We start from the raw sequence: 24,722 nt of genomic DNA, 5'->3' as shown, positions 1-24,722 counted from the left end.
CAGGAAAGCGGGATTCGGAGTGACCACCGACCTCATCGGGCTCGGAGACCGGGCCGACATCATCCTCGACATCGACGCCTCCACGCCGCTCACGGATTCCCTGATCCGGTCGGTCGCCGAGGTGTGCGACGGGGCGGAGGACAGCGCCGAAGCCGTCGTGATCCTCCGGCTCGCCGACCGCTCGCTGCCCGGCACGCCCGAGACGGCCTGGCCCGGTGACACGGGCGTGCACGCCGTGAACAAGTGGGAGCGGGTGCTGCGCAGGCTGGAGCGGCTGCCCGCCGCCACCATCGCCGTCGTCCAGGGCGCCGTCGGCGGCCCCGCCCTGGAACTGCTGCTGGCCATGGACTACCGGATCGGCACCCCGGACGTCGTCGTCCGCCCGCCCTTCCTGGGCCGTGACCCGTGGCCGGGCATGCTGCTGCACCGGCTGTCCCAGCAGACCGGGGTGGCCGCGGCCCGCCGTATCACGCTGTTCGGCAGCGAGATATCCGCCGAACGCGCCCTGCACACCGGGATCCTGGACGAACTCGCGCCCGCCGACGACCTGGCGGCCCCGGTCGCGGCCGCCGCCAAGCTGGCCACCGGCCTGGCCGGCAGCGAGCTGGCCATCCGCCGCCGGCTCGTGCTGGACGCGTCGACCACCGCCTTCGAGGAGTCGCTGGGCGCCCATCTGTCCGCGTGCGACCGCGCCCTGCGCCGCGCCCGCACCCGTACCTCGGCAGCCGAAGGGAGCGCCGCGTGACCTTCCCCCTGACCGGAGACCTCAACCAGGACAGCGCCGTCCTGACCGAGGTCACGTCCGCCGGCGAGGCCGTCCTCGCGGCCCTGCCGCCCAAACCGGCCCGCGACGCCGAGCAGCAGGGGCGGGCCGACCAGGTGCACACGAGCGGCCGGGCGCTGCGCGCCGCGTTCCTGCGTCACCACACCGAGGCCGTCTACGACGAGCTGACCGGCGGCGGTCCGCGCCCGCGCATCGACGAACTCGTCGAGTCCGCCGCCGAGGCCTTCCCCGGCCTGGTCCCCACCCGCGGGCAGCTCGCCGCGGAACAGGAGCTGCCGCAGGCCGAGAAGGAAGGGCGGGAGATCGACCAGGGCATCTTCTTCCATGAGGTGCTGCGCTCGCCGCAGGCCGGCCGCCACCTCCTGGACAGCATGCGCAAGCCCACCCGGCGCGCGCTGGACCTGCTGCCGGAGTTCCGCCGCACCGGCCGTCTGCGGCTGGGCGCGGTCGACATCGAGCGGGGCGGGGACGGCGGCGCCCGGCTCACCGTCGTCAACAACCACTGCCTCAACGCCGAGGACAACCGGCATGTCGAGGACATGGAGACCGCCGTCGACCTCACCCTGCTCGACCCCGGGGTGAAGGTCGGCGTGCTGCGCGGCGGGGTGATGGACCACCCCCGCTACCAGGGCCGCCGTGTCTTCAGCGCCGGCATCAACCTGGCCCATCTGCACGAGGGGCGGATCAGTTACGTCGACTTCCTGCTGCGCCGCGAGCTCGGCTACATCGCCAAGCTGCTGCGCGGCCACTGTCCCGACCAGAGCTCGGCCTGGCCGGCGCCGCTGCCGGACAAGCCGTGGGTGGCCGCGGTGGACACCTTCGCCATCGGCGGGGGCGCCCAGCTGCTGCTGGCCTTCGACCACGTCATCGGTGCCGCGGACAGCTACTTCAGCCTGCCCGCCGCCCAGGAGGGCATCGTGCCCGGCGCCGGCAATCTGCGGCTCGGGCGCATCACGAACGGGCGGGTGTCGCGCCAGGTGATCCTGTGGGGCCGCAAGATCTGGGCCCACGAGCCGGACGGGCGGCTGCTGTTCGACGAGGTCGTCGACCCCAAGGAGGTCGGCGACGCGGCCGAGCGTGCGGTGGCCCGGCTGGCGAGTCCGGCGGTGCTCGCCAACAAGCGGATGCTGAACCTGGCGGAGGAGCCGCCCGAGCAGTTCCGGCTGTACATGGCGGAGTTCGCCCTCCAGCAGGCCGTACGGCTGTACGCGGACGACGTGCTCGGCAAGGTGCACCGGTTCGCCGGGAAGTCCCGGTCCGTACGCGGGACGGTGGCCGCGTGAAGCCCGTGGACGCGATGCTCGAGATCCTGCGGGACGAGGGCGTCGACCGGGTCTTCGGCAATCCCGGCACCAGCGAACTGCCCTTCACCGACGCGCTCGCCGACGCGCCGGACATCGAGTACGTCCTCGGGGTGCACGAGGGCTCGGTGGTGGCCATGGCCGACGGGTACGCCCGGGCCACGGGCCGGCCCGCGTTCGTCAGCCTGCACATCGCCGCCGGGCTCGCCAACGGCCTCGTCGGCCTGCTGAACGCGTCCCGTTCGCGTACGCCGCTGGTGGTGACGGCGGGTCAGCAGGACCGCCGCCATCTGGCCACCGACCCGATGCTCTCCGGAGACCTGGTGGGCCTGGCGAAGGCCGCGGTCAAGCACACCTTCGACGTCCAGCACGCCCACGACCTGCCGTTCATGCTGCGGCGCGCCTTCGCGCTGGCCCAGCAGCCGCCCGCCGGACCGGTGTTCCTGTCGCTGCCGATGGATCTGTTGCAGGAGACCGGCCCGGTCGAGGTACCCGGCCGGTCGGTGCGGGCCCCGCTGGGCGCCGCCACCCGGCTCCAGCGGGCGGCCGACCTCCTGGCGGCCGCCGACAACCCCGCGATCGTGGCGGGCGACGGTATTGGCCGCGAGGGCGCCGTACCCCAACTGGTGGCGGTGGCCGAGGCGTTGGGTGCACTCGTGCACCACCAGCCGATGCACGACGGCGTCGACTTCCCCGGCTCGCACCCGTTGCACGCCGGGATGCTGCCGGCCACCCACGCCGGTATCCGGGAGCAGCTCACCGGCCACGACGTGGTGTTCGTCATCGGCACGCACGCCTTCATGGCCCACCACTACACGCCCGGCTCCCCCGTCCCGGACAACACCCGCGTCGTCCAGCTGGACTCCGACCCGGCCGAGCTGGGCCGCAACTTCCCGGTGGCGCTGGGACTGCACGGCGGTATCGGAGCGACGCTGGCCGCGCTGGCGCCGCTGCTGCGAGGCCGGGTGCCGCGGGCGGCGGAACGCATCGAACGCGCGGGCCGTGCGCACGCGGCACGCCGCTCGCGTACCGAGGCGCAGGCGCGGGCGGGCTACGGCGAGGCCCCGCTGGACCCGCTGACGGCCGCGCACGCGGTCGCGGCCGGGCTGCCGGAGGACGCCGTGGTCGTCGAGGAGGCGATCACCACCGGGATCCGGCTGCGCCAGGTGCTGTCCCTGGACCGCCCGGGTTCGTACGTCCACACGGTGGGCGGCGGCCTCGGGTGGGGCATCGGGGCGGCTGTCGGCAGAAGGCTCGGCGGCCCGGACCGGCCCGTGGTGGCCGTGCTCGGCGACGGCTGCACGATGTTCGGGCTGCAGGGCCTGTGGTCGGCAGCCCGGTACGAGGTGCCGGTCACCTTCGTGGTGATGAACAACGGCGAGTACCGCACGCTCAAGGAGACCCTCGACTCCTGGGACAGCCGCTCCACCCGCCGCGGCCGCTACGTCGGCCTCGACCTGTCCCCGGACCGCCTCGACTTCACCAGGGCGGCGGAGTTCTTCGGCATCGAGGCGGTACGCGCGACCGGCGCCGACCACCTCGCGGAGACCGTGGCCAAGTCCGCCTGCTCCGATGCCCCGTTGCTCATCGACGTACCGGTCAACGGCCACGGCTGATCACCCGCCACGACTGAGGGAGAGCTGGAAGATGCCCCGATTGGTGGACCCCACCGCACTGCACGGGAAGGTGTTCAGCCAGGGCTGGCGGGCCCCCGCGGGCGGCGCCGCCGCCACGACGGAGCCCGCGACAGGCCGCGCCCTCGCCACGGTGGGTACGGCCGACGCCTCGGACATCCGCGCGGCGGCCCGCGGCGCCGCCCTCGCCCAGCCCGCGTGGGCCGCGACGCCTGCGGCCGAGCGGGCCGCGGTGCTGCGCCGGGCCGCGCAACTGCTGGAGGCGCACGCCCCCGAGGTCGTGTCGTGGCTCATCCGCGAGGGCGGCGGCGTACGCGGCAAGGCGGAGTACGAAGTCGGTGCCGTGGCCGACGAGCTGTGGGCCGCCGCCGCACTGCCCGGCCGCCCGCACGGCCATCTGCTGCCCTCGCAGCCCGGCCGGCACAGCGTGGGCCGGCGCATCCCGCTGGGCGTGGTCGGGGTGATCAGCCCGTGGAACGTGCCCCTGCTCCTCGGCATGCGCGCGGTCGCCCCCGCCCTGGCCCTGGGCAACGCCGTCGTCCTCAAACCGGACGAGCAGACCCCGGTCTCCGGCGGCTGGGTGACAGCCCGGCTGTTCGAGGAGGCCGGACTGCCCGAGGGTGTCCTCCACGTGCTGCCCGGCGACGCCGGGCCAGGTGCGGCGCTGACCTCCGACCCGGACGTGGCGATGATCGCGTTCACCGGTTCCACCGCGGTCGGCCGTGAGGTCGGCCGCACCACGGGCCGCCTGCTGAAGCGGGCTTCGCTGGAACTGGGCGGCAACAACGCGCTGATCGTGCTGGACGACGCGGACCTCGACGTCGCCGCCTCGGCCGGCGCCTGGGCCTCCTTCTTCCACTCCGGGCAGGTGTGCATGGCCGCCGGCCGGCACATCGTGCTGGAGTCGGTCGCCGAGGCGTATACGGAGCGGCTGGCCAAGCGGGCCGAGCAGCTGACCGTGGGCGACCCGTGGACGGCGGACGTCGACCTCGGACCGCTGATCAGCGACGGCCAACTGGCCCGGGTGAAACGGCTCGTGGCCGAGACCGTGGCCGCCGGAGCCCGCGTGCTGACCGGCGGCACCCACACCGGTCCGTTCTACCGGCCCACGGTGCTGGCCGGCGTGACGGCGGCGATGCCGGCGTTCCGCGAGGAGATCTTCGGCCCGGTGGCCCCGGTGATCGTGGTGGCCGACGACGACGAGGCCGTCGCGGTGGCCAACGACACGGAGTACGGGCTGTCCGCGGCCGTCCAGAGCGGATCCGCCGAACGCGGTCTGGCGCTCGCGGAACGCTTGAGGACGGGGCTGGTCCACGTCAACGACCAGACGGTCAACGACGAGGCGCATATACCGTTCGGCGGGCGCGGCGCCTCCGGCAACGGCAGCCGCCACGGCTCGGAGAACAGCTGGGACGAGTACACCCAGTGGCAGTGGCTGACCGTACGCGGCACGGCACTGCCGTATCCCTTCTGACGCCTCGACGAGAGGAGCCGCAGCGTGTCCGACGAGCCGCGCCGCGTGCGCTACGACAAACGCGGCCACGTCGCCCGTATCACCCTGGACCGGCCGCACGTGCTGAACGCGATGGACCTCGCCACGCACGCCGAACTCGCCAGGATCTGGGACGACTTCGAGGCCGACGACGACATCTGGGTGGGTGTCCTCACCGGAGCCGGTGAGCGCGCCTTCTCCGTCGGCCAGGATCTCAAGGAACTGGTCCGCCGGTTCGACGAGGACACCGCGGGCGCCGCGGTCTCCACCTTCGGCAGCCGCGGCAAGCCCGGCTGGCCCCGGCTGTCCGAGCGCTTCTCCCTGTCCAAACCGCTGATCGCCCGCGTCAACGGCTACGCGCTCGGCGGCGGCTTCGAACTCGCCCTCGCCTGCGACATCGTCGTCGCCGCCGAACACGCCGAGTTCGCCCTGACCGAGGCCCGGCTCGGCCTGATGGCCGGCGCCGGCGGTGTGTTCCGGCTGACCCGGCAGGCGCCGTACCGGGCGGCGATGGGCCACCTGCTGACCGGCCGCCGCATGTCGGCGGCCCGCGCGTACGAACTGGGGCTGGTCAACGAGGCCGTGCCGTACGACGAGTTGGACGACTGCGTCGACGGCTGGCTGGAGGACATGCTGCGCTGCGCGCCCCTGTCCTTGCGTGCCATCAAGGAAGCCGCGGCCACGTCGGCCACGATGCCCCTGGAACAGGCCTTCGCCACGCGGTACGTCTGGGAGGAGCGCCGGATGCACAGCCGGGACGCGGAGGAAGGCCCGCGGGCCTTCGTGGAGAAGCGCCCCCCGAAGTGGACGGGGACCTGATCCGTCTTTGCGACGCGCCTCGACGCGATCGCCCCCGGCCTCGACCGGCCGGGGGCGATGCTCTGCGCGTCAGGCCGCGCCCTGCCAGCTGTGCGGGGCGCCGAAGTACGTACGGCGTTCCAGGCGTCGCCAGGGGGCCGCCGAGGGCCGGTCCTCGTCCGGGTCCGCTTCCATCCCGCCGGCCGCCGCTGCCCGGGCCAGCAGGACCGCGGTCAGGGCGGCCAGCTCCTCGGGTCCGGCATGGCCTTTCTCGACACGCAGGATTCGGTCGTCGTCGCTCACGATGAGTCTCCGTTCATTGCGGGGGGTTGCCGTGTTTGCGGGAGGGCAGGTCCGCGTGCTTGGTGTGCAGCATCGCGAGTGACTTGATGAGGATCTCGCGGGTCTCGGCGGGGTCGATGACGTCGTCGACCAGGCCGCGTTCGGCCGCGTAGTAGGGGTGCATCAGCTCGGCCTTGTACTCCTTGACCATGCGCGCGCGCATGGCCTCGGGATCGGCGGCGTCGGCGATCTGGCGGCGGAAGATGACGTTGGCGGCGCCCTCGGCGCCCATCACGGCGATCTCGTTCGTCGGCCAGGCGTAGGTGAGGTCCGCGCCGATGGACTGGCTGTCCATGACGATGTAGGCGCCGCCGTACGCCTTGCGCAGGATGAGGGAGATCCGCGGCACCGTCGCGTTGCAGTACGCGTAGAGCAGCTTCGCGCCGTGCCGGATGATCCCGCCGTGCTCCTGGTCGACACCCGGCAGGAACCCGGGCACGTCCAGCAGGGTCACCAGAGGAATGCTGAAGGCGTCACACAACTGCACGAAACGGGCCGCTTTTTCGGAGGCCTCGATGTCGAGGACACCGGCCAGGCTCTGCGGCTGGTTGGCGACGATGCCGACGACCATGCCGTCGAGGCGGGCCAGCGCGCAGATGATGTTGCGGGCCCAGCGCTCGTGGATCTCCAGGTAGTCGCCGTCGTCGACGAGTTCCTCGATGACCTTGGTCATGTCGTACGGGCGGTTGCCGTCGGCCGGGACCAGGTCCAGCAGCACCTCGCTGCGGCGGTCGGCCGGGTCGGAGGACTGCGCCCGCGGCGGGTTCTCGCGGTTGTTCTGCGGCAGCATCGACAGGAGGTAGCGCACCTCGGCGATGCAGGTCTCCTCGTCGTCGTAGGCGAAGTGGCAGACGCCGGAGGTCTCCGCGTGGACGTCGGCGCCGCCCAGGCCGTTCTGGGTGATCTCCTCGCCCGTCACCGCCTTGACCACGTCCGGGCCGGTGATGAACATCTGCGAGGTCTCGCGGACCATGAACACGAAGTCCGTCAGCGCCGGCGAGTAGGCCGCGCCGCCGGCGCACGGGCCGAGCATCACAGAGATCTGCGGGATGACCCCGGAGGCCTTCGTGTTGCGCTGGAAGATGCCGCCGTAGCCGGCGAGCGCCGAGACGCCCTCCTGGATACGGGCGCCGGCACCGTCGTTCAAAGACACCAGCGGCGCACCCGCCGCGATGGCCATGTCCATGATCTTGTGGATCTTCGTGGCGTGGGCCTCGCCCAGCGCCCCGCCGAAGATCCGGAAGTCGTGGGCGTACACGAAGACCGTACGGCCCTCGACCGTGCCCCAGCCGGTGATGACACCGTCGGTGTACGGCCTCTTGGCCTCCAGGCCGAAACCGGTCGCCCGGTGCCGGCGCAGCTGCTCGACCTCCCGGAACGAACCCGCGTCCAGCAGCAGCCCGATGCGCTCCCGGGCGGTCAGCTTGCCCTTGGCGTGCTGCGCCGCCGTCGCCTTCTCGCTCGGGCCACGCAACGCCTCCGCACGGATCTCCCGCAGCTCAAGAATCGACATTCCATAGACTCCGAATACGAGACGGTTTCTGTGAAACGTACCGCCGGAAAGGCCATTTCAATGATCTTTTTCCGGTAAATAGGGGCCCCCGAACTCAAGAGAATTCGGAAATAGGGGTTCGCGGGGCGACGGATACGGGCCGGCAGGGGGACTTCAGGTGACGCCCTTCGGCAGCAGCCGACGGGCGAGTTCGCCGATCAGGTCGTCGCCGGCGTACGGGGCGAGCACCTCGGGGACGGTGAGGTCGTCGAGGCGCAGCTCCAGCATGGCGAGGCAGCCGGCGCGGTCGGCCTCCATGCGCTCGTGGACCTGGCGCAGCAGGAGCGCCACGAGGCCGGTCGAGGGCTCGGCGCGCATGACGTCGGCGACCTGCTCCGGGTCGGGCGCGATGCGTTCGTCGGTACGCCGCATGAGCTGCAGCAGCAGCTCGTCCCGGTTGCGGAAGTAGTTGGAGGACGTGCCGACCGGCACGCCCGCCCGGGCGTCGACCGCGCGCAGGGTGAGGCCGCGCGAGCCTTCGCGGGCGAGAACGTCGATGGCCGCGTCGAGGAGGGCGGTGCGGTTTCGGTGTCCGCCGGCCCAAGCCGCGCTCCGTGCCCCGCCCCCGTCCGCTTCCCAAGCCCGGCGCGCGGCGGTGAACCGCGGCCCACTCCACTCGGTGAAGGAGAATCGCCGGTCCCGGAAAGTCCTCGGGGCCGGCGATTCTCTTGTGCTGTCGATGTGGATCCGCTGCTCAGCCGGCCTTGCGCCGGAATTGGCGCTTCTGCCCGGCCGGACCGCTCATGCCCTTCACCTTCAGCCGGCCGTCCTCGTGCGCCTGGCGGTCCCTGTTCGTGTTCCGCTTGCGCGCGAGGACCTCACGGAATTTGCGCCGGTTCTCGTCCTCCGTGGAATTGTTCTCCGGGGTTTCTGCCATACGAGCCTCCTGTGGGAGATGTGTGAGGGAAGGGAATTCGGCCTGGGCCGGGTCGGGGACGGGACCGCCGGCGGCGGAGTCGTCCTTGGCGTTCGCCGCGGCGCCGGCGTTCGTCGGCTCGCTGCGCGGGAGCAGCGGGGTGAGGGCGGCGGTCAGCAGGAAGGCGGCGACGTTGCACCACGGGGTGAGGCAGACCGCAGAGGTGAAGTCGGCCGCGGCGGCCGCGCTCTCGCCCCGGCGCCGACGAGTCCGAGGAGGACCGCTCCGACGGCCGCGGTACCGGTCGCCGAGCCGAACTGCGTCGCGGTGTTGACGACGCCGGACCCCGCGCCCGCGTCCTCGGGGGGCAGGTCGATCTCCGGCTCGCCCGTCAGGGCGGCTGCGCGGGGCAGCAGCGCTTCGTCGGCGATGCCGTCGCCCAGGTCGACCAGGCGGATCACACGTTCGGCGTACTCGCCGCGCGCCGCGCGGACCAAGCCCCGCAGCGGTGCCCGCAGCGGGTCGCGGACGTCGTTGTCCGCGCCCGCCGCCGAACGTGTGATCCACACCAACTCGGCACCGTTCAGCCGGGGTTCGCCCGGCAGACGTTGCAGAGTACGCAGCGCGGAAGCGGTCAGCTCCTGCGCAGCGTCGGCGATGTCGCCACGACCGGCTGTCGGCGCCACCGGCGTGGTCGCGTCGACGGCCAGTCGAGCGGGCGCCTGCCACCCGTTGTCCAGGCGGGCAGGCAGTACATCCACATCAGCCACATGGTCGGCCTCCAGGCTCTCGGACACCCCGGCGCTGTCACCGAGGACCCACGTTCCGTCCGCCGGTGTCTCCTGCTCGGGCAGGGCACGCGGCGTCCGGAAGCCGACGCGGTAGTGGTCACGCCGGCCGCGTCACTGCCGGCTCCGAGACGGCCGGCGCCGCGATGCGCTCACCGCGGGCCGGCCGGGGCAGCCAGGCCTGCTTCAGCTCCCGGCTGCAGCCACCGCCGCCGTACTCGCGGCACGTACAGCCCGAGCAGGCCTTCGTCCGCGAGCAGCCGGATGATCTCGGGCGGGGTGCGCCGGGCGCGGTGCCAGGTGCCGGCGCAGGGGGCCATGTGGCGGTCGCGGAAGGCCCTGAACTCCTTGCGGGCCTGCTCCTGCTGCGCGGTGAGCGCTCCGGTCATCGTCTCGGTCCGCTCTCGCCTACAGCGCTGCCGGGGCGGAGAGCTTGCGTGTGACGAAGGCGTCGAGCGCGCTGATGGACCGGAAGTACTCCAGCTCCAGGTCCTCGTTCTCGACCGTGATGCCGAATTCGTGCTCGACGAAGGACACCAGCTGCATCGCGAACATCGAGCTGACGAAGCCGAGTTCGAAGATGTCGTCGTCGTCCTTGAGGTCCTGCACCGGGAAGAAGCGGGAGAGGTACTCCGCGGCCCTGGCCCTGTTGTCCGTGCTCATCTCGTCATCCGTCCTGTTGTCATGGTGTCGTGGCGGTCGCGGAGAGGAAGGGGGCGGGCGTCAGCGGTACTTGTGGAAGCCCTCGCAGCTCTTTCGCCCGAGCAGGCGGCCATCTTCTTCAGCAGCGCATCAGCACGCGGTGGGAGACGAAGCCCGGGCCGTCGGGCAGCTGGAAGCGGGCCGGCGAGGTGCCGGTGTGCGAGGAGCCCTCCGCGGCGGTGTCCGGCTCCCGGCCGGCGCGCAGTGTCTCCACGGCGGCGGCCATCCGGGAGACGGTCGACCACTCGTAGATCTGGCGCAGCGACACCTCGACGCCGAAGACGCGCTTGATGCGCAGGGCGAGCCGGGTGGCGAGCAGGGAGTTGCCGCCGACCTCGAAGAAGCTGACGTCGTGGGGCAGCTGCTCGTTCCTGAGCACCTTGGCCCAGACGCCCGCGACCTCCCGCTCCACGCTGCTCGGCGCGTTGCCGGACGCGGTGTCGCCCGAGACGGTGGTGACGGCGTCGGCCACGAGGTCCAGCTCGTCGGCCGGGAAGCCGGCCCGGTCGATGCCGGCGCCGGCCAGCCACAGCCGCCCGAGCGCCTTGAGGGCGACGGCGGAGTCGGACCGGCGCTCCAGTGGATGACGCATGGAGGCGACGACGGTGCCGGCCTCGGGGCCGCGGATCACGGTGGCCATGCTGCTGAGGGTCTGGCCGGGGCCGGTCTCCAGCAGCAGCGGAACGGCCGCGAGGTGGCGCAGGCCCTCGGCGAAGCGCACGGGGCTGACCAGGTGGAGGGCCCAGTAGGCGGGGTCGGTGGCCTGTGCGTCGGTGATGGGCTCGCCGGTGACGTTGGAGATGTAGGGGATGCTCGGCGGGTTGAGGGTGAGGGTCCGCGCGAGGTCGGTCACCTGGCCGGCGATGGGCTCCATCATCGAGGAGTGGAAGGCGTGGGTGGACTGCACCCGGCGGCAGACGGTGCCGCGTTCGCGCAGGGTGCGCTCCAGCTCCTCGATCGCGGCGACGGGGCCGGCCGCGACGCAGAACTCCGGTCCGTTGACGGCGGACAGCGACACGTCGTCCCCGAGCAGGGCGCCGGCCTCCTGTTCGGGAAGCATGACGGCGAGCAGGGCGCCCTCGGGCAGGCTGTCGATGAGTGCGGCCCGGCGGGCGACGAGGGTCAGGGCGTCCGGGAGGGCGAGCACACCGGCGAGGGTGGCGGCGACGTACTCGCCGAGGCTGTAGCCGATCATGACGGAGGGGCGGGCGCCCCAGGACTCCCAGAGCCGGGCCAGCGCGTACTCGATGACGAACAGTGCGGGCTGGGCGAGCCGGGTGGCGTTCAGCCGGCGCTCGTTCTCGCTGCGCGGGCCGTCCCCGCGGCCGAGCATGCGGCGCAGGTCGACGGCCGGGGCGGCCGTGACGGTGGCGCCCGGTTCCGGGTCGGGGAAGACGATCTCGCGGATGTCCAGGCCGAGTTCGGGCGTGAGCGTCTTGGCGCACTCGTCGACGGCGGCGCGGAAGACGGGGAAGTCGCGGTACAGGTCGCGGCCCATGTCCCCGTAGTGGTCACCGAGTCCGGGGAACATGAAGGCGACGGGAGCGGCGTGCCCGGCCTCCCGGACGCCGAGGTCCGTGGCGACGCCCTCGCCGGTGAGCACGGCGCCGCGGTGACCGCCCTCGCTGCCGACGGTACGGATGCGCACCGGGACGTCCTCCAGGACCGGGAACTGGGCGAAACGGGCCTTGAGTCCGGCGAGTCCGGTATGGAGAGTCGTGCCGTCGGCCCCGCTGAGCAGGGCCAGATGCCACAGGACCGGCTCGGACGGCGCAAGTGCCGCCTCGTCGTTCGTCTCAGCGGTGGTCTTGGGGCTCATGCCTCTCCTTGAGGTGTCGGCCGTCCGGAAAGGGTCGAGCGCTCACTGCTGCCCCGTGCCCCTTCGAGGTGTCCGTCGTCAGCCAACTGTCGAGGCGCTGCCTCGAGCGGGGCCGGAGCTGCGGTCGACACACGCCGCCGCGGATCACGCCGGACCCGCGACGAAACGGCGCCGGTCCCGGACCGTGAGGGTCCGGGACCGGCGCCGTTCGGTGCGGGTTGTCAGGCGGACTCGCGCATCGCGCTGTGCAGCCCGTACGGCAGTTCCTTGCGGTGCTTCACATTGAGCTTGCGGTACACCTGCGTGAGGTGCTGTTCCACCGTGCTGACGGTGATGAAGAGCCGTCCGGCGATCTTCCGGTTGGTCATGCCCTGGGCCGCGAGTGCCGCCACGCGCAGTTCCGCGTCGCTCAGTTGGGCGAGATCGCTCGCCGCGGCAGCGGAGTCGGCGGAGCACAGGCCGTCCTTGCCGGCCTGGAGTTCCTCGGTCAGTGATCCGGCCTTGCACTCCATGGCCGACCGGTACGCCCGGCGCGCGATCATCCGGGCGCGGCTGCGGTGGCCGTCGTGGTGGAGCGCGTGGCCGAGGTCGGCGAGCGCGCGGGCGAGTTCCAGATGGTCGCCGCAGGCCTCGAGCATGTCCACGGCCTCGGTGAGCAGGGCGGCGCGCCGGTGCGGTTCGCCGGTCGCGGCGAGGACCCGCAGCGTCGTGGCACGGGTGCGGGAGGGGCCGGGGCTCAGCCGCTGCAGCTGTTCGTCGATGAGGCGGCGGGCCTGGTCGCGGTCGTCGAGGTGCAGCCATGCCTGGGCCGCGGCCGTGCGCCAGGGCACCAGGCCGGGCAGGTCCATCTCCCAGGCGCGCATGAGCTCGCCGCAGGAGGCGAAGTCGGCGAGTGCGGCGTAGTGGCCGCCGGTCGCCAGGTGGTGGCAGCCCCGGGCGTGGAGGTACTGCAGGCCGTAGCGGGTCTGGAACATCGCCTCCGGCACCGGCTGGGCAAGCAGGGCGGCGGCCTTGTCGTAGCGGCCCATGCCGGTGGCCGCGAGCACGGCCGTACCGAGGGGAAGGCCGAGTCCGACGCCCCAGGCCGCCGGCGGCAGCTGTGCCAGCGCCGTCTCGGCGGCCCCCAGGGCCGCGGGCAGGGCGCCCCGGCGCAGCGCGGCCTCCGCCTGTACGGCGTGGATGCGGGCCTGCCACGACGGGCTGCCCCGCAGGGCGTCCTCGCCGAGCAGCCGGGCGAACCAGGGTTCCGCGACGTCCAGCCGGTCGGCGTAGACGAGGGCGAGCAGGGCCGAGGTGACGGGCTCGGCCGTCTCCGGACCCTTGTCGCCGAGCTGGATGCGGCGCAGGGCCTGTTCGGCGTGGACCACGGTGGAGGGGTCGGCTCCGCGCCGCAGGACGGTGTCGAGGACGGCCACGCCCTGGAGCCGCGGTTCCACCACGACATGGGCGGAGGCGGGGTCCTGGCCGGCCGGGGGCGGGGCGGTGCGGCTGCCGTGGGTGAGCAGCTCCGGGCTGCTCGCGGAGATCGCCCGCCGCAGGACACCGAGTTCGCCGGCGGTGCGCCGGTCCGGGCCGCCCGGGATGTCGCCCAGCCGTTCCAGAGCGTCGACGGCTTCGTCGAACCTGCCGTACCAGAGCAGGTGCCAGACCAGGGCGATGGTGTCTGCGCCGCAGAGGTGGCCGGCGCGGGCGGCGTCGATGAGGCGGGGCAGATGGCGCACCACGCCGGCCGGACGCACATGCCAGGCGAGCCCGGCGATCCTGGTCCTGATCCCGGCGCGCCGGGCGGTGTCCCGGCACAGTTCGTGGGCGAACTCCAGGTATCTGAGCGCCAGGTCGAAGCGCTGCCCGGCACGTGCCTCGTCGGCGGCCTCCTCCAGGACGCCCACCGCCCACCGGGCGTCGCCTCCGCCGCCGGCGAGCAGATGGCGGGCGACCGTCGAGGCCGGGGCTCCTTCCTCGTACAGCAGGTGGGCGAGGGAGCGGTTGAGGGCGGTGGCCTCGTCCGGGGACAGGTCCTCGCGGACCGCCCGGCGGACGGCGGGGTTGCGGAAGCGGCCCTCGTGCATGAGTCCGGCGCCCTGCAGTGCCTGGATCACGCGCGGCACCATGTCGCCGGCCAGGCCGACCGCCCCGCTCAGCACCGTGACCGGGGCGTCCTCGCCGGCGACGGCGAAAGCCTGCGCCATCTGCAGCACCGCGAGTTCGCCGCGGCGCAGCAGGCCCGAGACGGCCTGGCGGAACCTGTCGCCGGGGCAGACCTGGAGCGGTGTGTCCTTCGCCGCGGCCCGCGCCTCCGCGTAGTCCTGGACCAGCGCGCGCACCAGCAGGGGGTTGCCGCCGGACGCCTCGTGGACCTCCGCCGCCAAGGCGTCCGCCTCCTGCCGTCCGACGAGTCCCACGAGGGACGCGGCGACCGCGTCCGGGGGCAGGGGGGCCAGGCGCAGTTGCCGGCAGTGCGGGAGCCGCAGCAGTTCGGCGTGGAACTCGGCGGCCGCGGACGCGGCGGGGGTCGCGCGGGCGGACTCGCCGACCACGACGACCACGCGGGACTCCCGGATCCTGCGGGCGAGGAAGAGCAGGAAGCGCAGGGAGGTGTCGTCGGCGTACCGTGCCTCGTCGACGAAGACCATCACCGCAGCGCGCTCGCCCAGGGCCAGGACCGCCTCGTGCAGGCGGTGCAGGACCTCGAACTCCACGTCGGCCGCGCCGGTGGCGCCGGCCAGCCGGGCGCCTTCCTCGCGGATCAGGGTCTGCGGATCGTCCACGGCGCCGGCGAGTTCGGCGCTCTGGAAGAGCTGGCCGGCCACACCCAGCGGGATGCCCGTCTCCGCCGGGGAGGCGATGGCGTCGAGCAGGACGGCGCCGGCCTCGTCGGCGCCGTGCACACATGCCTTCATCAGTGAGGGGTCCCCGCAGCCCGGGGGTCCGCCCACGACCACGACGGAGCCTTGTCCTTCCTTGGCGCGCTCAAGGGCCTGCCTGAGCGTGTTCGTCTCCACAGCGTTTTCCGAATAGCCGAGCAAGATCGCCCCCGTAAGAAAAAGCCGACCCCGGGAACCGGTGCCACAGCGCACCGGTGATGATGTGTGAGAAGGGCGCGGATGCGTTGGCACCGTAGTCGGGGGGGCGCAAGGGCGGCGCAAGGGAGCAAGGGCGCTTCGGTGGGGGCGCAGCTTTGGGCCGGTCAGGTGGCGACGAGTTCCGGGCGGAGCCGCTCGCACAGGGGAACCGCGCCGCAGTCCGCCGCGAGGTGCCAGGCGCGGCGCAGGAACACCCCGGCCGCGGAGTCGTCGCCCAGGTCGCTCAAGGCGTCCGAGAGGTCGGCCAGGACTTGGGCCTGCGCCGGACGGTCACCGGCGGTGCGCAGTTCGGCGGCGGCCAGGCAGAGCGTGGCGGGCCGCAGGGCGGGTTCCTGGGTGGCGGCGCGCAGCCGCAGCGCGAGGCCGCGGTGCCGTGGTCCCGGCTCTGCGGCCGCGGTGAGCTGTGCGTCGATCAGCTTCGTGGCCCGGTCGTACCGGCCGAGGTGCACCAGCGCCTCCGCCGCGTCGGTGCGCCAGGGCAACTGCGCGAAGAGGCCGCTGTCCTGACGCTCCGCCAGCTCTCCGACGCGCAGGAAGTCGGCGAGGGCTTCTTCCGGGCACCGTACGGCCAGAAGACGGCGGCCCCGGGCTCTGAGGTACGGCAGGACGTCCTCGGTGAGCGGGAGCGGTCCGGGCGCGGCACGGCGCAACTGCTCGTCCGCCTCGTCGGTCCGGCCCAGTTCCGTCAGCGCCTGGGCCAGCACCGCCACGGGCCACAGTCTCAGGGGGGTGTCGGAGCCGGCGGCCCGTACGGCGGTCGCGGCCTCCCGTTCGGCCGCGGCGAGTCCGCCCAGGCACAGCAGGGCCTCGGCGCGCAGCGCACCGAACGCGGTCTGCCAGCGGCGTGCCCCGGAACGGGCGGCCCGGTCCCGCAGGGCCGCACAGCGGTCGGCCGCCCGGTCCGGGTGCCCGGCGTGCAGGAGCCCGCGCACGGCTCGTATCCGGAGTTCCAACGGATCCGGGCGCGGTGGACGGGGCGCGTGGCTGGCCATGCCCGTCAGTGAACCGGACCGCGTCCGCACCGGCCAGGGCCCTCCAGCTCGCCTCCGGCCGTTCTGTAGCGGCTGTGGACGGCGACGGGCGTCTTCGAGTGAGGCCGAACCGGTTCTGCGGCGGTCCTCGGGAGACGTGTGCGGCGATCGTCGTCCGCCCGTCCCGATGATCCGGCTCGGCGACCCGATCGTGAACATCGCGCCGCCCGGTCTGCGCGAGGGACTGGGGCTGTCCGCCGTGGGCGCGTCATGGATGATCAACGCCTGTCCGCTCGTGTTCGGCGGGCTGCTGCCGCTCGGCGGCCGGGCCGGGGACGGGGACGCCCTGGGCCGCCGCAGGGTGTTCACGGCGGGCGTCGCGCTGTTCACGGCGGACCGGAACGAACGGATCCGGACATCGGCGGCTCACGCGGGCCCATATTCCCGTCCGTTTCTCCAGACGGCCTCCAGGCGCCGTCTTCCCTTTTTCCAGACCGGCACGGCGTGCACGACACGGTCACGACGTGGCCTAATTACCAAGTCTTTAAATATCAATCGAGGTTGGACGGCAAGTCGGAAGGCACGGTTCCGTCAATTATCACGGGTATGCGCACGACGGCGGTTGAATGCGAACACCGGCCACCGGTACGGTCATTTTCACTGGAATGAGGAGACGGACAACGGGAGACAGCCTTGCTGATCAGACTCGTTGGCCTCGTCACGATCGAGCACGACGGCGCGCCGCCGCTGCACGTGTCGAGCACGCAGGCCCAGATCGCCTTTTCCCGGCTGATCCTGGAGCGCGCCTCGGGCACCAGCCGCGACCAGCTCGCGGCCACCATCTGGCCGGACGGGCTGCCCGACACCTGGGCATCGGCCCTGCGCAGCGTCGTCAGCAAGGTGCGGGGCTATCTCACCGGACCGGTCGCGCGGCCCGGCGAGACCCCGCTGATCGCGCAGAGCGGCCGGTACGCGCTGCGGCTGCCCGAGGACGTCGCCGTGGATCTGGAGGCGTCCGAGATGGCGGTCACCGAGGCGAGGTCCGCGTTCGCCGAGGGCGCGCACGCCGTGGCGCACGGACTCGCCGCCGCCGCCGTGTCCAATCTGCGGGGCTCGTTCCTGCCCGGGCACGACAGCGCGTGGGCCGTCGGAGTGGGCGAGTGGGTGGACGAACTGCGCCTGAGCGCACTGGAGCTGGCGAGCCTGTCGGCCTCGGTGCTGGGCGACGGCCACCAGGCGGCGCGATACGCCGACGAGGCGGTACGGCAGGCGCCGCTGCGCGAGAGCGCGCACCGCTGCCGGATGACGGCGTACGTCGGCGCGGGCAACCGGGCGGAGGCGCTGCGCGCCTATCACCGGCTGCGCGAGGTGCTCGCCGACGAGCTCGGCGTCGACCCGGCGGCCGAGTCCCAGGCGGCGTACCTGGAGCTGCTGCGCACCCCTGAGCCGCCTCGGCCGCGGCGCGGCTCCGGCTCCATCCGGCAGGCACCCGCGAACGCCCTCGACCCCCTGCTGATGGGAGCCTTCGAGCCCCTCAGCCCGCCGGCTCAGTGACGCCCGCTCTCCGACCCGCCCGCGCCGCCACGCCCCGCTCCCCGAATTCCGCCCCACGGCCCCCGAATTCCGCCCCACGGCCCCTGGAGCGGAATTCGAGTCGTTCTCCAGCCCCTCAAGCGAATCTCCAATGAATTGCTGCCGTTTCTGAGGAGATTCGCGCGGAAGGCGGCGAGGACCCACTCTGCGCGGCGCCGGCAAGCACGCCCTTCACCCACCACTTCTTGAAATCCTCGCCGCATTCCGGGAATCACTCGCCGGACGGGACCGTCGTCCCGCCCTGTTCCTCGACGTTCTCCGGGCCCTCAGTAGCGGTAGTGGTCCGGCTTGTACGGGCCGTCGACCTCGACACCGATGTACGAGGCCTGCTCGGGGCGGAGCGTCGTGAGCTTCACGCCGAGCGCGTCGAGGTGGAGACGGGCGACCTTCTCGTCCAGGTGCTTGGGCAGCACGTAGACGTCGGTCGGGTACTCCTCGGGCTTGGTGAACAGCTCGATCTGGGCCAGGGTCTGGTCCGCGAACGAGTTGGACATCACGAACGACGGGTGGCCGGTCGCGTTGCCCAGGTTCAGCAGGCGGCCCTCGGACAGCACGATGATGACCTTGCCGTCGGGGAACTTCCAGGTGTGGACCTGCGGCTTGACCTCGTCCTTGACGATGCCGGGGATCTTCGCGAGGCCGGCCATGTCGATCTCGTTGTCGAAGTGACCGATGTTCCCGACGATCGCCTGGTGCTTCATCCTGGCCATGTCCGCGGCCATGATGATGTCCTTGTTGCCCGTCGTGGTGACGAAGATGTCGGCCTTGTCGACGACCTCGTCGAGCGTCGTGACCTGGTAGCCGTCCATCGCCGCCTGCAGCGCGCAGATCGGGTCGATCTCGGTGATGATCACGCGGGCACCCTGGCCGCGCAGGGACTCCGCGCAGCCCTTGCCCACGTCGCCGTAGCCGCAGACGACGACGGTCTTGCCGCCGATCAGCGTGTCGGTGGCGCGGTTGATGCCGTCGATCAGCGAGTGGCGGCAGCCGTACTTGTTGTCGAACTTCGACTTGGTGACGGCGTCGTTCACGTTGATCGCCGGGAACAGCAGGGTGCCGTCGCGGTACATCTCGTACAGGCGGTGGACGCCGGTCGTGGTCTCCTCGGTCACGCCGCGGATCCCCGAGGCGATGGCGGTCCAGTCGAGGGTGCTGCGCTCCAGCAGGGCGCGGACGACCGCCAGTTCCTCGTTGTCGGCGGCGGGGAGGCTGCGGGTCTTGTGGTATTCGACGCCGTTGTGGACGAGGAGGGTGGCGTCACCGCCGTCGTCCAGGATCATGTTCGGGCCCGTGTGCCCGGGCCATGTCAGGGCCTGCTCGGTGCACCACCAGTACTCCTGCAGGGTCTCGCCCTTCCAGGCGAACACCGGGATGCCGGCTGCGGCGATCGCGGCGGCGGCGTGGTCCTGGGTGGAGAAGATGTTGCAGGACACCCAGCGGACCTCGGCGCCCAGGGCGACCAGGGTCTCGATGAGGACGGCCGTCTGCACGGTCATGTGCAGGGAGCCGGTGATCCGGGCGCCCGCCAGCGGCTGCGCCTCGGCGTACTCCGCGCGGATCGACATCAGGCCGGGCATCTCGTGCTCGGCGAGGGTGATCTCCTTGCGGCCGAAGGCGGCCAGGGACAGGTCGGCGACCTTGAAGTCCGTGAAATCAGCGGACACTGAAGCTCCTCGCGATCTGGAGGTTGCGGTGGATGTCGAGCGCGGCCGTGGACCGGTTGAGCGTGATGTAGTGCAGACCGGGCGCCCCTTCGGCAAGCAGCCGGTCGGCCATGGCGGTGGCGTGGTCGACACCGATCCGATGCCCGGCGGCGGCATTGCCGCGGGCCCGCTCCAGCTGGTGGGCGAGCTCTTCGGGGAAGGCCGCGCCGGACAGTTCGGCGAAGCGGCGGATCTGGCGTACGTCGGTGGCGGGCATGATCTCCGGGATGATCGGGATGTCGCAGCCCGCTGCGGCCACCCGGTCACGCAGCCGCAGATAGTCCTCCACGTGGAAGAACATCTGGGTGATGGCGTAGTCGGCGCCCGTCCGGCACTTGGCGACGAAGTGCCGGATGTCGCTCTCCCAGTCCGGTGAGCGCGGGTGCCGCTCGGGGAAGGCCGCCACTGCGATGGTGAAGTCGCCCAGGGACCGCAGGAGTTCGACGAGCTCCCGGGCGTAGGTGAATCCCTGCGGATGAGGTGTCCAGGGGCCGTTGGGGTCGCCGGGCGGGTCGCCTCGCAGGGCCAGGACGTCCCGGATGCCGGCGTCGGCGTACTGGCCGATGATGTGGCGCAGTTCGGCCGCCGAGTGGCCGACGGCGGTGAGGTGGGCGACGGGGCGCAGCGTGGTCTCGGCGGCGATGCGACGGGTGACGGCTATGGTCCGGTCGCGGGAGGATCCGCCCGCGCCGTAGGTGACGGACACGAAGTCCGGACGCAGCGACTCCACCCGGCGGATCGCGTCCCAGAGGGCGCGCTCGCCCTTCTCGGTCTTCGGGGGGAAGAACTCGAAGGAGAAGGTCGTCATGCTCGTCCTCCCGCGTTGAAGTAGCCGGCCGCCGGGTGGTGCACGACGATCGCGTCGGTGGACTGCTCGGGGTGCAGCTGGAACTCCTCGGACAGGTGCACCCCGATACGCTCAGGCCGGAGCAGGTCGGCGATCTTGGCGCGGTCCGCCAGGTCGGGGCAGGCCGGGTAGCCCAGCGAGTAGCGGCAGCCCTGGTACTCGGTGCGGAACATGCCGTCCATGGACTGCGGGTCGGCGGCGCAGATGCCGAGTTGGTCACGGACCCGCGCGTGCCAGTACTCGGCGAGGGCTTCGGCGAGCTGCACGGACAGCCCGTGCAGCTCGAGGTAGTCGCGGTAGGCGTTGGCCTCGAAGAGCTTGGCGGTCTCCTCACCGATCCGCGAGCCCACGGTGACGACCTGGAGGCCGACCACGTCGGTCTCGCCGGACCCCTCGGGGCGGAAGAAGTCCGCCAGGCACAGGTGCCGGCCGCGCTGCTGGCGCGGGAAGGTGAACCGGGTCCGCTCCGAGCCGCTGTCGTCCAGGATGATCAGGTCGTCGCCCTTGGAGACGCAGGGGAAGTAGCCGTGGACGACGGCCGCTTCGAGCAGGTTCTCGGTGCGCAGCCGATCCAGCCACATCCGCAGCCGCGGCCGGCCCTCGCTCTCGACGAGTTCCTCGTAGGTCGGCCCGTCGCCGGCGCGGGCCTGCTTGAGGCCCCACTGGCCCTTGAAGAGGGCGCTCTCGTCCAGCCAGGAGGCGTACTCCTTGAGCTGGATGCCCTTGATCACGCGGGTGCCCCAGAACGGCGGCTCCGGCAGCGGGGTGTCGGTGGCCACGTCGGAAGAACCGGGCTGCGACAGCTCGTCGGGCTTCGACTCCCTCTTCGGGACGCGGCGCTGCTTGAGTTCGGGCAGGACCGCGCCGGGCACTCCGCGTTTGACGCCGATCAGGGCGTCCATCAGGCGCAGGCCCTCGAAGGCGTCGCGGGCGTAGCGGACCTCGCCCTGGTAGATCTCGTGGAGGTCCTGTTCGACGTAGGCGCGGGTCAGGGCGGCGCCGCCGAGGATGACGGGGTAGTCGGCGGACATGCCCCGCTGGTTGAGCTCCTCCAGGTTCTCCTTCATGATCACCGTGGACTTGACCAGGAGCCCGGACATGCCGATGACGTCGGCCCTGTGCTCCCGGGCGGCGTCCAGGATCGCGGAGACGGGCTGCTTGATGCCGAGGTTGACGACGTTGTAGCCGTTGTTGGACAGGATGATGTCGACGAGGTTCTTGCCGATGTCGTGGACGTCGCCGCGCACGGTGGCCAGCACGATGGTGCCCTTGCCTTCGGAGTCCGACTTCTCCATGTGGGGCTCGAGGTAGGCGACGGCCGTCTTCATCACCTCGGCGGACTGCAGCACGAACGGCAGCTGCATCTGGCCGGAGCCGAACAGTTCACCGACCACCTTCATGCCGTCCAGCAGCGTCTCGTTGACGATGTCGAGGGCGGGACGGTCCTGCAGCGCCTCGGCCAGGTCGGCCTCCAGGCCGTTCTTCTCCCCGTCGATGATCCGCCGCTTGAGGCGTTCGTCCAGCGGCAGCGCGGCCAGCTCCTCGGCCTTGCCCGCCTTCAGCGACTTGGTGGTGGCGCCCTCGAACAGCGCCATCAGCTTCTGCAGCGGGTCATATCCCTCGGCCCTGCGGTCATGAATGAGGTCGAGGGCGGTGGTGACCTCCTCCTCGGTGAACCGGGCGATCGGCAGGATCTTGGAGGCGTGCACGATCGCCGAGTCCAGGCCCGCCCTGACACACTCGTCGAGGAAGACGGAGTTGAGCAGGATGCGGGCGGCCGGGTTCAGACCGAAGGAGATGTTGGACAGGCCGAGCGTGGTCTGCACGTCGGGGCGGCGGCGCTTGAGCTCGCGGATCGCCTCGATCGTCGCGATGCCGTCCTTGCGGGACTCCTCCTGACCGGTACAGATCGTGAAGGTCAGGGTGTCGATGAGGATGTCGGACTCGTGGATGCCCCAGTTCGTGGTGAGGTCCTCGATGAGCCGTTCGGCGATGGCGACCTTGGTCTCGACGGTACGGGCCTGGCCCTGTTCGTCGATGGTCAGCGCGATCAGCGCGGCGCCGTGTTCCCGCGCGAGCTGGGTGACCTTCGCGAACCGGGACTCGGGTCCGTCGCCGTCCTCGTAGTTGACGGAGTTGAGGACCGCACGTCCGCCCAGGCGCTCCAGGCCCGCACGCAGCACCGGAACCTCGGTGGAGTCGAGCACGATCGGCAGCGTGGAGGCGGTGGCGAACCGGCCGGCCAGCTCGTCCATGTCCGCGACCCCGTCCCGGCCGACGTAGTCGACGCACAGGTCGAGCATGTGCGCGCCCTCGCGGATCTGGTCGCGGGCCATCTCCACACAGTCGTCCCAGCGGGCCTCCAGCATCGCCTCGCGGAACTTCTTCGAGCCGTTGGCGTTGGTGCGCTCACCGATCGCCATGTACGCGGTGTCCTGACGGAACGAGACCGTCTGGTAGAGCGAGGCCGCACCGGGCTCGGGCCGCGGATCACGCCCGGGGGGCGTCAGACCGCTCACCCGCTCCACCACCTGGCGCAGATGCTCCGGGGTCGTGCCGCAGCAGCCGCCGATCAGGGACAGGCCGTAGTCCCGTACGAAGTTCTCCTGGGCGTCGGCCAGTTCCGCCGGCGTCAGGGGGTAGTGGGCGCCGTTCTTCGTCAGGACCGGCAGACCCGCGTTCGGCATGCAGGACAGCGGTACCCGCGAGTGCCGGGCCAGGTAGCGCAGGTGCTCGCTCATCTCGGCGGGGCCGGTGGCGCAGTTCAGGCCGATCATGTCGATGCCGAGCGGCTCCAGCGCGGTCAGCGCTGCACCGATCTCGGAGCCGAGCAGCATGGTGCCGGTCGCCTCCACCGTCACCGAGCAGATGAGCGGCAGGTTCACGCCGAGGGAGTCCAGGGCCCGGCGGGCGCCCAAAAGTGCCGCCTTGGTCTGGAGGAGGTCCTGGGTCGTCTCCACCAGGAGCGCGTCCGCGCCACCGGTGATCATGCCTTCCGCGTTCTGCCGGTAGGCGTCGCGCAGCACGGTGTACGGGGCGTGGCCCAGGGTGGGCAGCTTGGTGCCGGGGCCCATCGAGCCGAGCACCCAGCGCTGCCGACCGGTGGACGCCGTGAACTCGTCGGCCACCTCTCGGGCGATCCGGGCCCCTTCCCGGGACAGTTCGTGGATCCGGTCGGCGATCTCGTACTCGGCCAGCGCCGCGAAGTTCGCACCGAAGGTGTTCGTCTCGACGCAGTCGACGCCGACCTCGAAGTACGCCTCGTGCACCGACCGCACGATGTCCGGGCGGGTGACGTTCAGGATCTCGTTGCAGCCTTCCAGCTGCTGGAAGTCCTCCAGGGTGGGGTCCTGCTCCTGGAGCATCGTGCCCATCGCGCCGTCGGCCACCACCACACGGGTGGCGAGCGCCTCGCGCAGGGCGTCTGCCCTTGTCCGCCCGGTCACAACAACTCCTCCAGAGCCGGCGCGAGTTGCTCAGCAGCCTCGATGCCGTACGCGTGCTCCGCCGTGCGCAGCAGGTGCGAGGGGTCGATGCGGTAGGTCTGGGAGCCGACCGCCGCGAGGGCCTGGGCGGCCACCACGCAGCCGAGGCGGGCTGCGGCGTCGAGGGGCAGGTCTCGCCCGAGACCGGCCAGGAAGCCGGCCCGGAAGGCGTCGCCGACGCCGGTCGGGTCGGCCACGGGGGCGTCGGGGACGGCCGGTACGGTCAGCGTCGGTTCGCCCCGGCGGTCGATGCGTACGCCGGCGCCACCGAGCGTGGTGACCCAGATGCCGACGCGGGCGAGGATCTCGGTGTGCTCCCAGCCGGTGCGTTCGCGCAGCAGCGCGGCCTCGTACTCGTTGGTGAACAGCCAGCGCGCGCCGTCGACCAGGTCCCGGGTCTCCTCCGGCTCCAGCCGGGCGAGTTGCTGGGAGGGGTCGGCGGCGAAGGGGAGGCCGAGTTCACGGCAGCCGGCGGTGTGCCGCAGCATCGCGGCCGGGTCGTCGGGGCAGACGAGGACCAGATCGGTGCGCGGGTTCAGCAGGGTGTCCAGCCGCCGCAGGTCGATGTCCCGCGCCTGCTGCATCGCGCCCGCGTAGAACGCCGCGATCTGGTTGGCGTCCTGGTCGGTGATGCACAGGAAGCGGGCGGTCTGCCGGTCGCCGGAGACAAGGACCGCGCCGGTGTCGACCCCGTGCTCCTTGAGCCAGGTCTCGTACTCGGCGAAGTCGCTGCCCACGGCGCCGACGAGCAGCGGTGCGAGGCCCATGCTGCCGAGGCCGAAGGCGATGTTGGCCGCGACTCCGCCACGGCGCACCTCGAGGGCGTCGACGAGGAAGGAGAGCGAGACATGGGCGAGCTGGTCGGGGATCAGCTGATCCGCGAACCGGCCGGGGAAGACCATCAGGTGGTCGGTGGCGATGGAACCGGTGACAGCGATGCGCACGTCGATCTCCTCGTGAGGCGCGGACCGT

At 72.0% G+C, this 24,722-nt stretch carries 20 protein-coding genes; 6 read left to right on the top strand and 14 right to left on the bottom strand.

The annotated features are described in order from the left end of the window. The first annotated feature begins 19 nt into the window (after positions 1-19). From dpgB to dpgD, 5 genes are read left to right on the top strand one after another with little or no spacing between them, the layout of a single operon-like run. Positions 20-745 carry an enoyl-CoA-hydratase DpgB gene (dpgB, locus tag OG410_RS42340; RefSeq protein WP_329297138.1) on the top strand — a complete coding sequence of 242 codons (726 nt, stop codon included), beginning with the start codon at positions 20-22 and terminating at the stop codon, positions 743-745. A gap of 8 nt (positions 746-753) precedes the next feature. Next, complete coding sequence (dpgC, locus tag OG410_RS42335; RefSeq protein WP_443063867.1) at positions 754-2,067, top strand: (3,5-dihydroxyphenyl)acetyl-CoA 1,2-dioxygenase DpgC; 1,314 nt, start codon at positions 754-756, stop codon at positions 2,065-2,067. Then, entirely contained in the window at positions 2,064-3,701 is a 1,638-nt protein-coding gene (locus tag OG410_RS42330; protein ID WP_329297140.1) for a thiamine pyrophosphate-binding protein, read from the top strand. The genes dpgC and OG410_RS42330 overlap by 4 nt, the downstream gene beginning before the upstream one ends. Before the next feature lie 31 nt (positions 3,702-3,732). Further along, complete coding sequence (locus tag OG410_RS42325; RefSeq protein WP_329297141.1) at positions 3,733-5,193, top strand: benzaldehyde dehydrogenase; 1,461 nt, start codon at positions 3,733-3,735, stop codon at positions 5,191-5,193. A 24-nt stretch (positions 5,194-5,217) separates the two neighbouring features. Further along, entirely contained in the window at positions 5,218-6,030 is an 813-nt protein-coding gene (gene dpgD, locus OG410_RS42320; protein WP_329297142.1) for an enoyl-CoA-hydratase DpgD, read from the top strand. Positions 6,031-6,099: 69 nt separating this feature from the next. Here the strand turns inward: dpgD and OG410_RS42315 are convergent, their stop codons facing one another. The 10 genes from OG410_RS42315 to OG410_RS42270 all read right to left on the bottom strand — a co-directional run bounded on the left by OG410_RS42315 (position 6,100) and on the right by OG410_RS42270 (position 16,143). Next, the gene (locus OG410_RS42315; RefSeq protein ID WP_329303980.1) at positions 6,100-6,315 is read right to left on the bottom strand and encodes an acyl-CoA carboxylase epsilon subunit; all 216 of its coding nucleotides are present in this window, start codon (positions 6,313-6,315) and stop codon (positions 6,100-6,102) included. A 10-nt stretch (positions 6,316-6,325) separates the two neighbouring features. Then, the gene (locus OG410_RS42310; RefSeq protein ID WP_329297143.1) at positions 6,326-7,864 is read right to left on the bottom strand and encodes an acyl-CoA carboxylase subunit beta; all 1,539 of its coding nucleotides are present in this window, start codon (positions 7,862-7,864) and stop codon (positions 6,326-6,328) included. A 153-nt stretch (positions 7,865-8,017) separates the two neighbouring features. Next, on the bottom strand, positions 8,018-8,584 hold the full coding sequence (locus OG410_RS42305; protein ID WP_329304478.1) for a TetR/AcrR family transcriptional regulator: 567 nt from the start codon (positions 8,582-8,584) through the stop codon (positions 8,018-8,020). A gap of 13 nt (positions 8,585-8,597) precedes the next feature. After that, the gene (locus tag OG410_RS42300) at positions 8,598-8,780 is read right to left on the bottom strand and encodes a DUF5302 domain-containing protein (protein ID WP_329297144.1); all 183 of its coding nucleotides are present in this window, start codon (positions 8,778-8,780) and stop codon (positions 8,598-8,600) included. A gap of 152 nt (positions 8,781-8,932) precedes the next feature. Beyond that, entirely contained in the window at positions 8,933-9,556 is a 624-nt protein-coding gene (locus OG410_RS42295; RefSeq protein WP_329297145.1) for a hypothetical protein, read from the bottom strand. A 143-nt stretch (positions 9,557-9,699) separates the two neighbouring features. Continuing rightward, a complete protein-coding gene (locus OG410_RS42290; RefSeq protein WP_329297146.1) occupies positions 9,700-9,936 on the bottom strand; it encodes an acyl-CoA dehydrogenase family protein in 237 nt (78 codons plus the stop codon). Between the two features lie 19 nt (positions 9,937-9,955). Continuing rightward, positions 9,956-10,210 (bottom strand): phosphopantetheine-binding protein, encoded by a 255-nt coding sequence (locus tag OG410_RS42285; protein ID WP_329297147.1) that lies wholly within the window; start codon positions 10,208-10,210, stop codon positions 9,956-9,958. Between the two features lie 118 nt (positions 10,211-10,328). Continuing rightward, positions 10,329-12,068: an acyltransferase domain-containing protein gene (locus tag OG410_RS42280; RefSeq protein ID WP_329297148.1), complete on the bottom strand. Its 1,740-nt coding sequence runs from the start codon at positions 12,066-12,068 to the stop codon at positions 10,329-10,331. A 221-nt stretch (positions 12,069-12,289) separates the two neighbouring features. Beyond that, the gene (locus tag OG410_RS42275) at positions 12,290-15,070 is read right to left on the bottom strand and encodes a helix-turn-helix transcriptional regulator (protein ID WP_329297149.1); all 2,781 of its coding nucleotides are present in this window, start codon (positions 15,068-15,070) and stop codon (positions 12,290-12,292) included. A gap of 185 nt (positions 15,071-15,255) precedes the next feature. After that, a complete protein-coding gene (locus tag OG410_RS42270; protein ID WP_329297150.1) occupies positions 15,256-16,143 on the bottom strand; it encodes a hypothetical protein in 888 nt (295 codons plus the stop codon). Positions 16,144-16,815: 672 nt separating this feature from the next. Between OG410_RS42270 and OG410_RS42265 the strand changes: the two genes are divergently transcribed. Then, on the top strand, positions 16,816-17,676 hold the full coding sequence (locus OG410_RS42265; protein WP_329297151.1) for an AfsR/SARP family transcriptional regulator: 861 nt from the start codon (positions 16,816-16,818) through the stop codon (positions 17,674-17,676). Between the two features lie 305 nt (positions 17,677-17,981). On the opposite strand, the gene ahcY is transcribed toward OG410_RS42265, so the two are convergent. The 4 genes from ahcY to OG410_RS42245 are packed head-to-tail and all read right to left on the bottom strand — an operon-like array spanning position 17,982 to position 24,694. Beyond that, a complete protein-coding gene (gene ahcY, locus OG410_RS42260) occupies positions 17,982-19,379 on the bottom strand; it encodes an adenosylhomocysteinase (RefSeq protein ID WP_329297152.1) in 1,398 nt (465 codons plus the stop codon). Beyond that, a complete protein-coding gene (gene metF / locus OG410_RS42255) occupies positions 19,369-20,226 on the bottom strand; it encodes a methylenetetrahydrofolate reductase [NAD(P)H] (RefSeq protein ID WP_329297153.1) in 858 nt (285 codons plus the stop codon). The genes ahcY and metF overlap by 11 nt, the downstream gene beginning before the upstream one ends. Further along, positions 20,223-23,711, bottom strand: coding sequence for a methionine synthase (gene metH / locus OG410_RS42250; protein WP_329297154.1), 3,489 nt, complete (start codon positions 23,709-23,711; stop codon positions 20,223-20,225). Before metH ends, metF begins: the two co-directional genes overlap by 4 nt. Beyond that, positions 23,708-24,694, bottom strand: a complete 987-nt coding sequence (locus tag OG410_RS42245; RefSeq protein WP_329297155.1) for a carbohydrate kinase family protein — start codon at positions 24,692-24,694, stop codon at positions 23,708-23,710. The genes metH and OG410_RS42245 overlap by 4 nt, the downstream gene beginning before the upstream one ends. Positions 24,695-24,722 lie beyond the last annotated feature (28 nt).

The organism is Streptomyces sp. NBC_00659, assembly GCF_036226925.1.
Taxonomy (GTDB): domain Bacteria; phylum Actinomycetota; class Actinomycetes; order Streptomycetales; family Streptomycetaceae; genus Streptomyces.
Note: the sequence above shows the minus strand (reverse complement) of the source record. Positions and strands in the feature narration are given on the sequence as shown.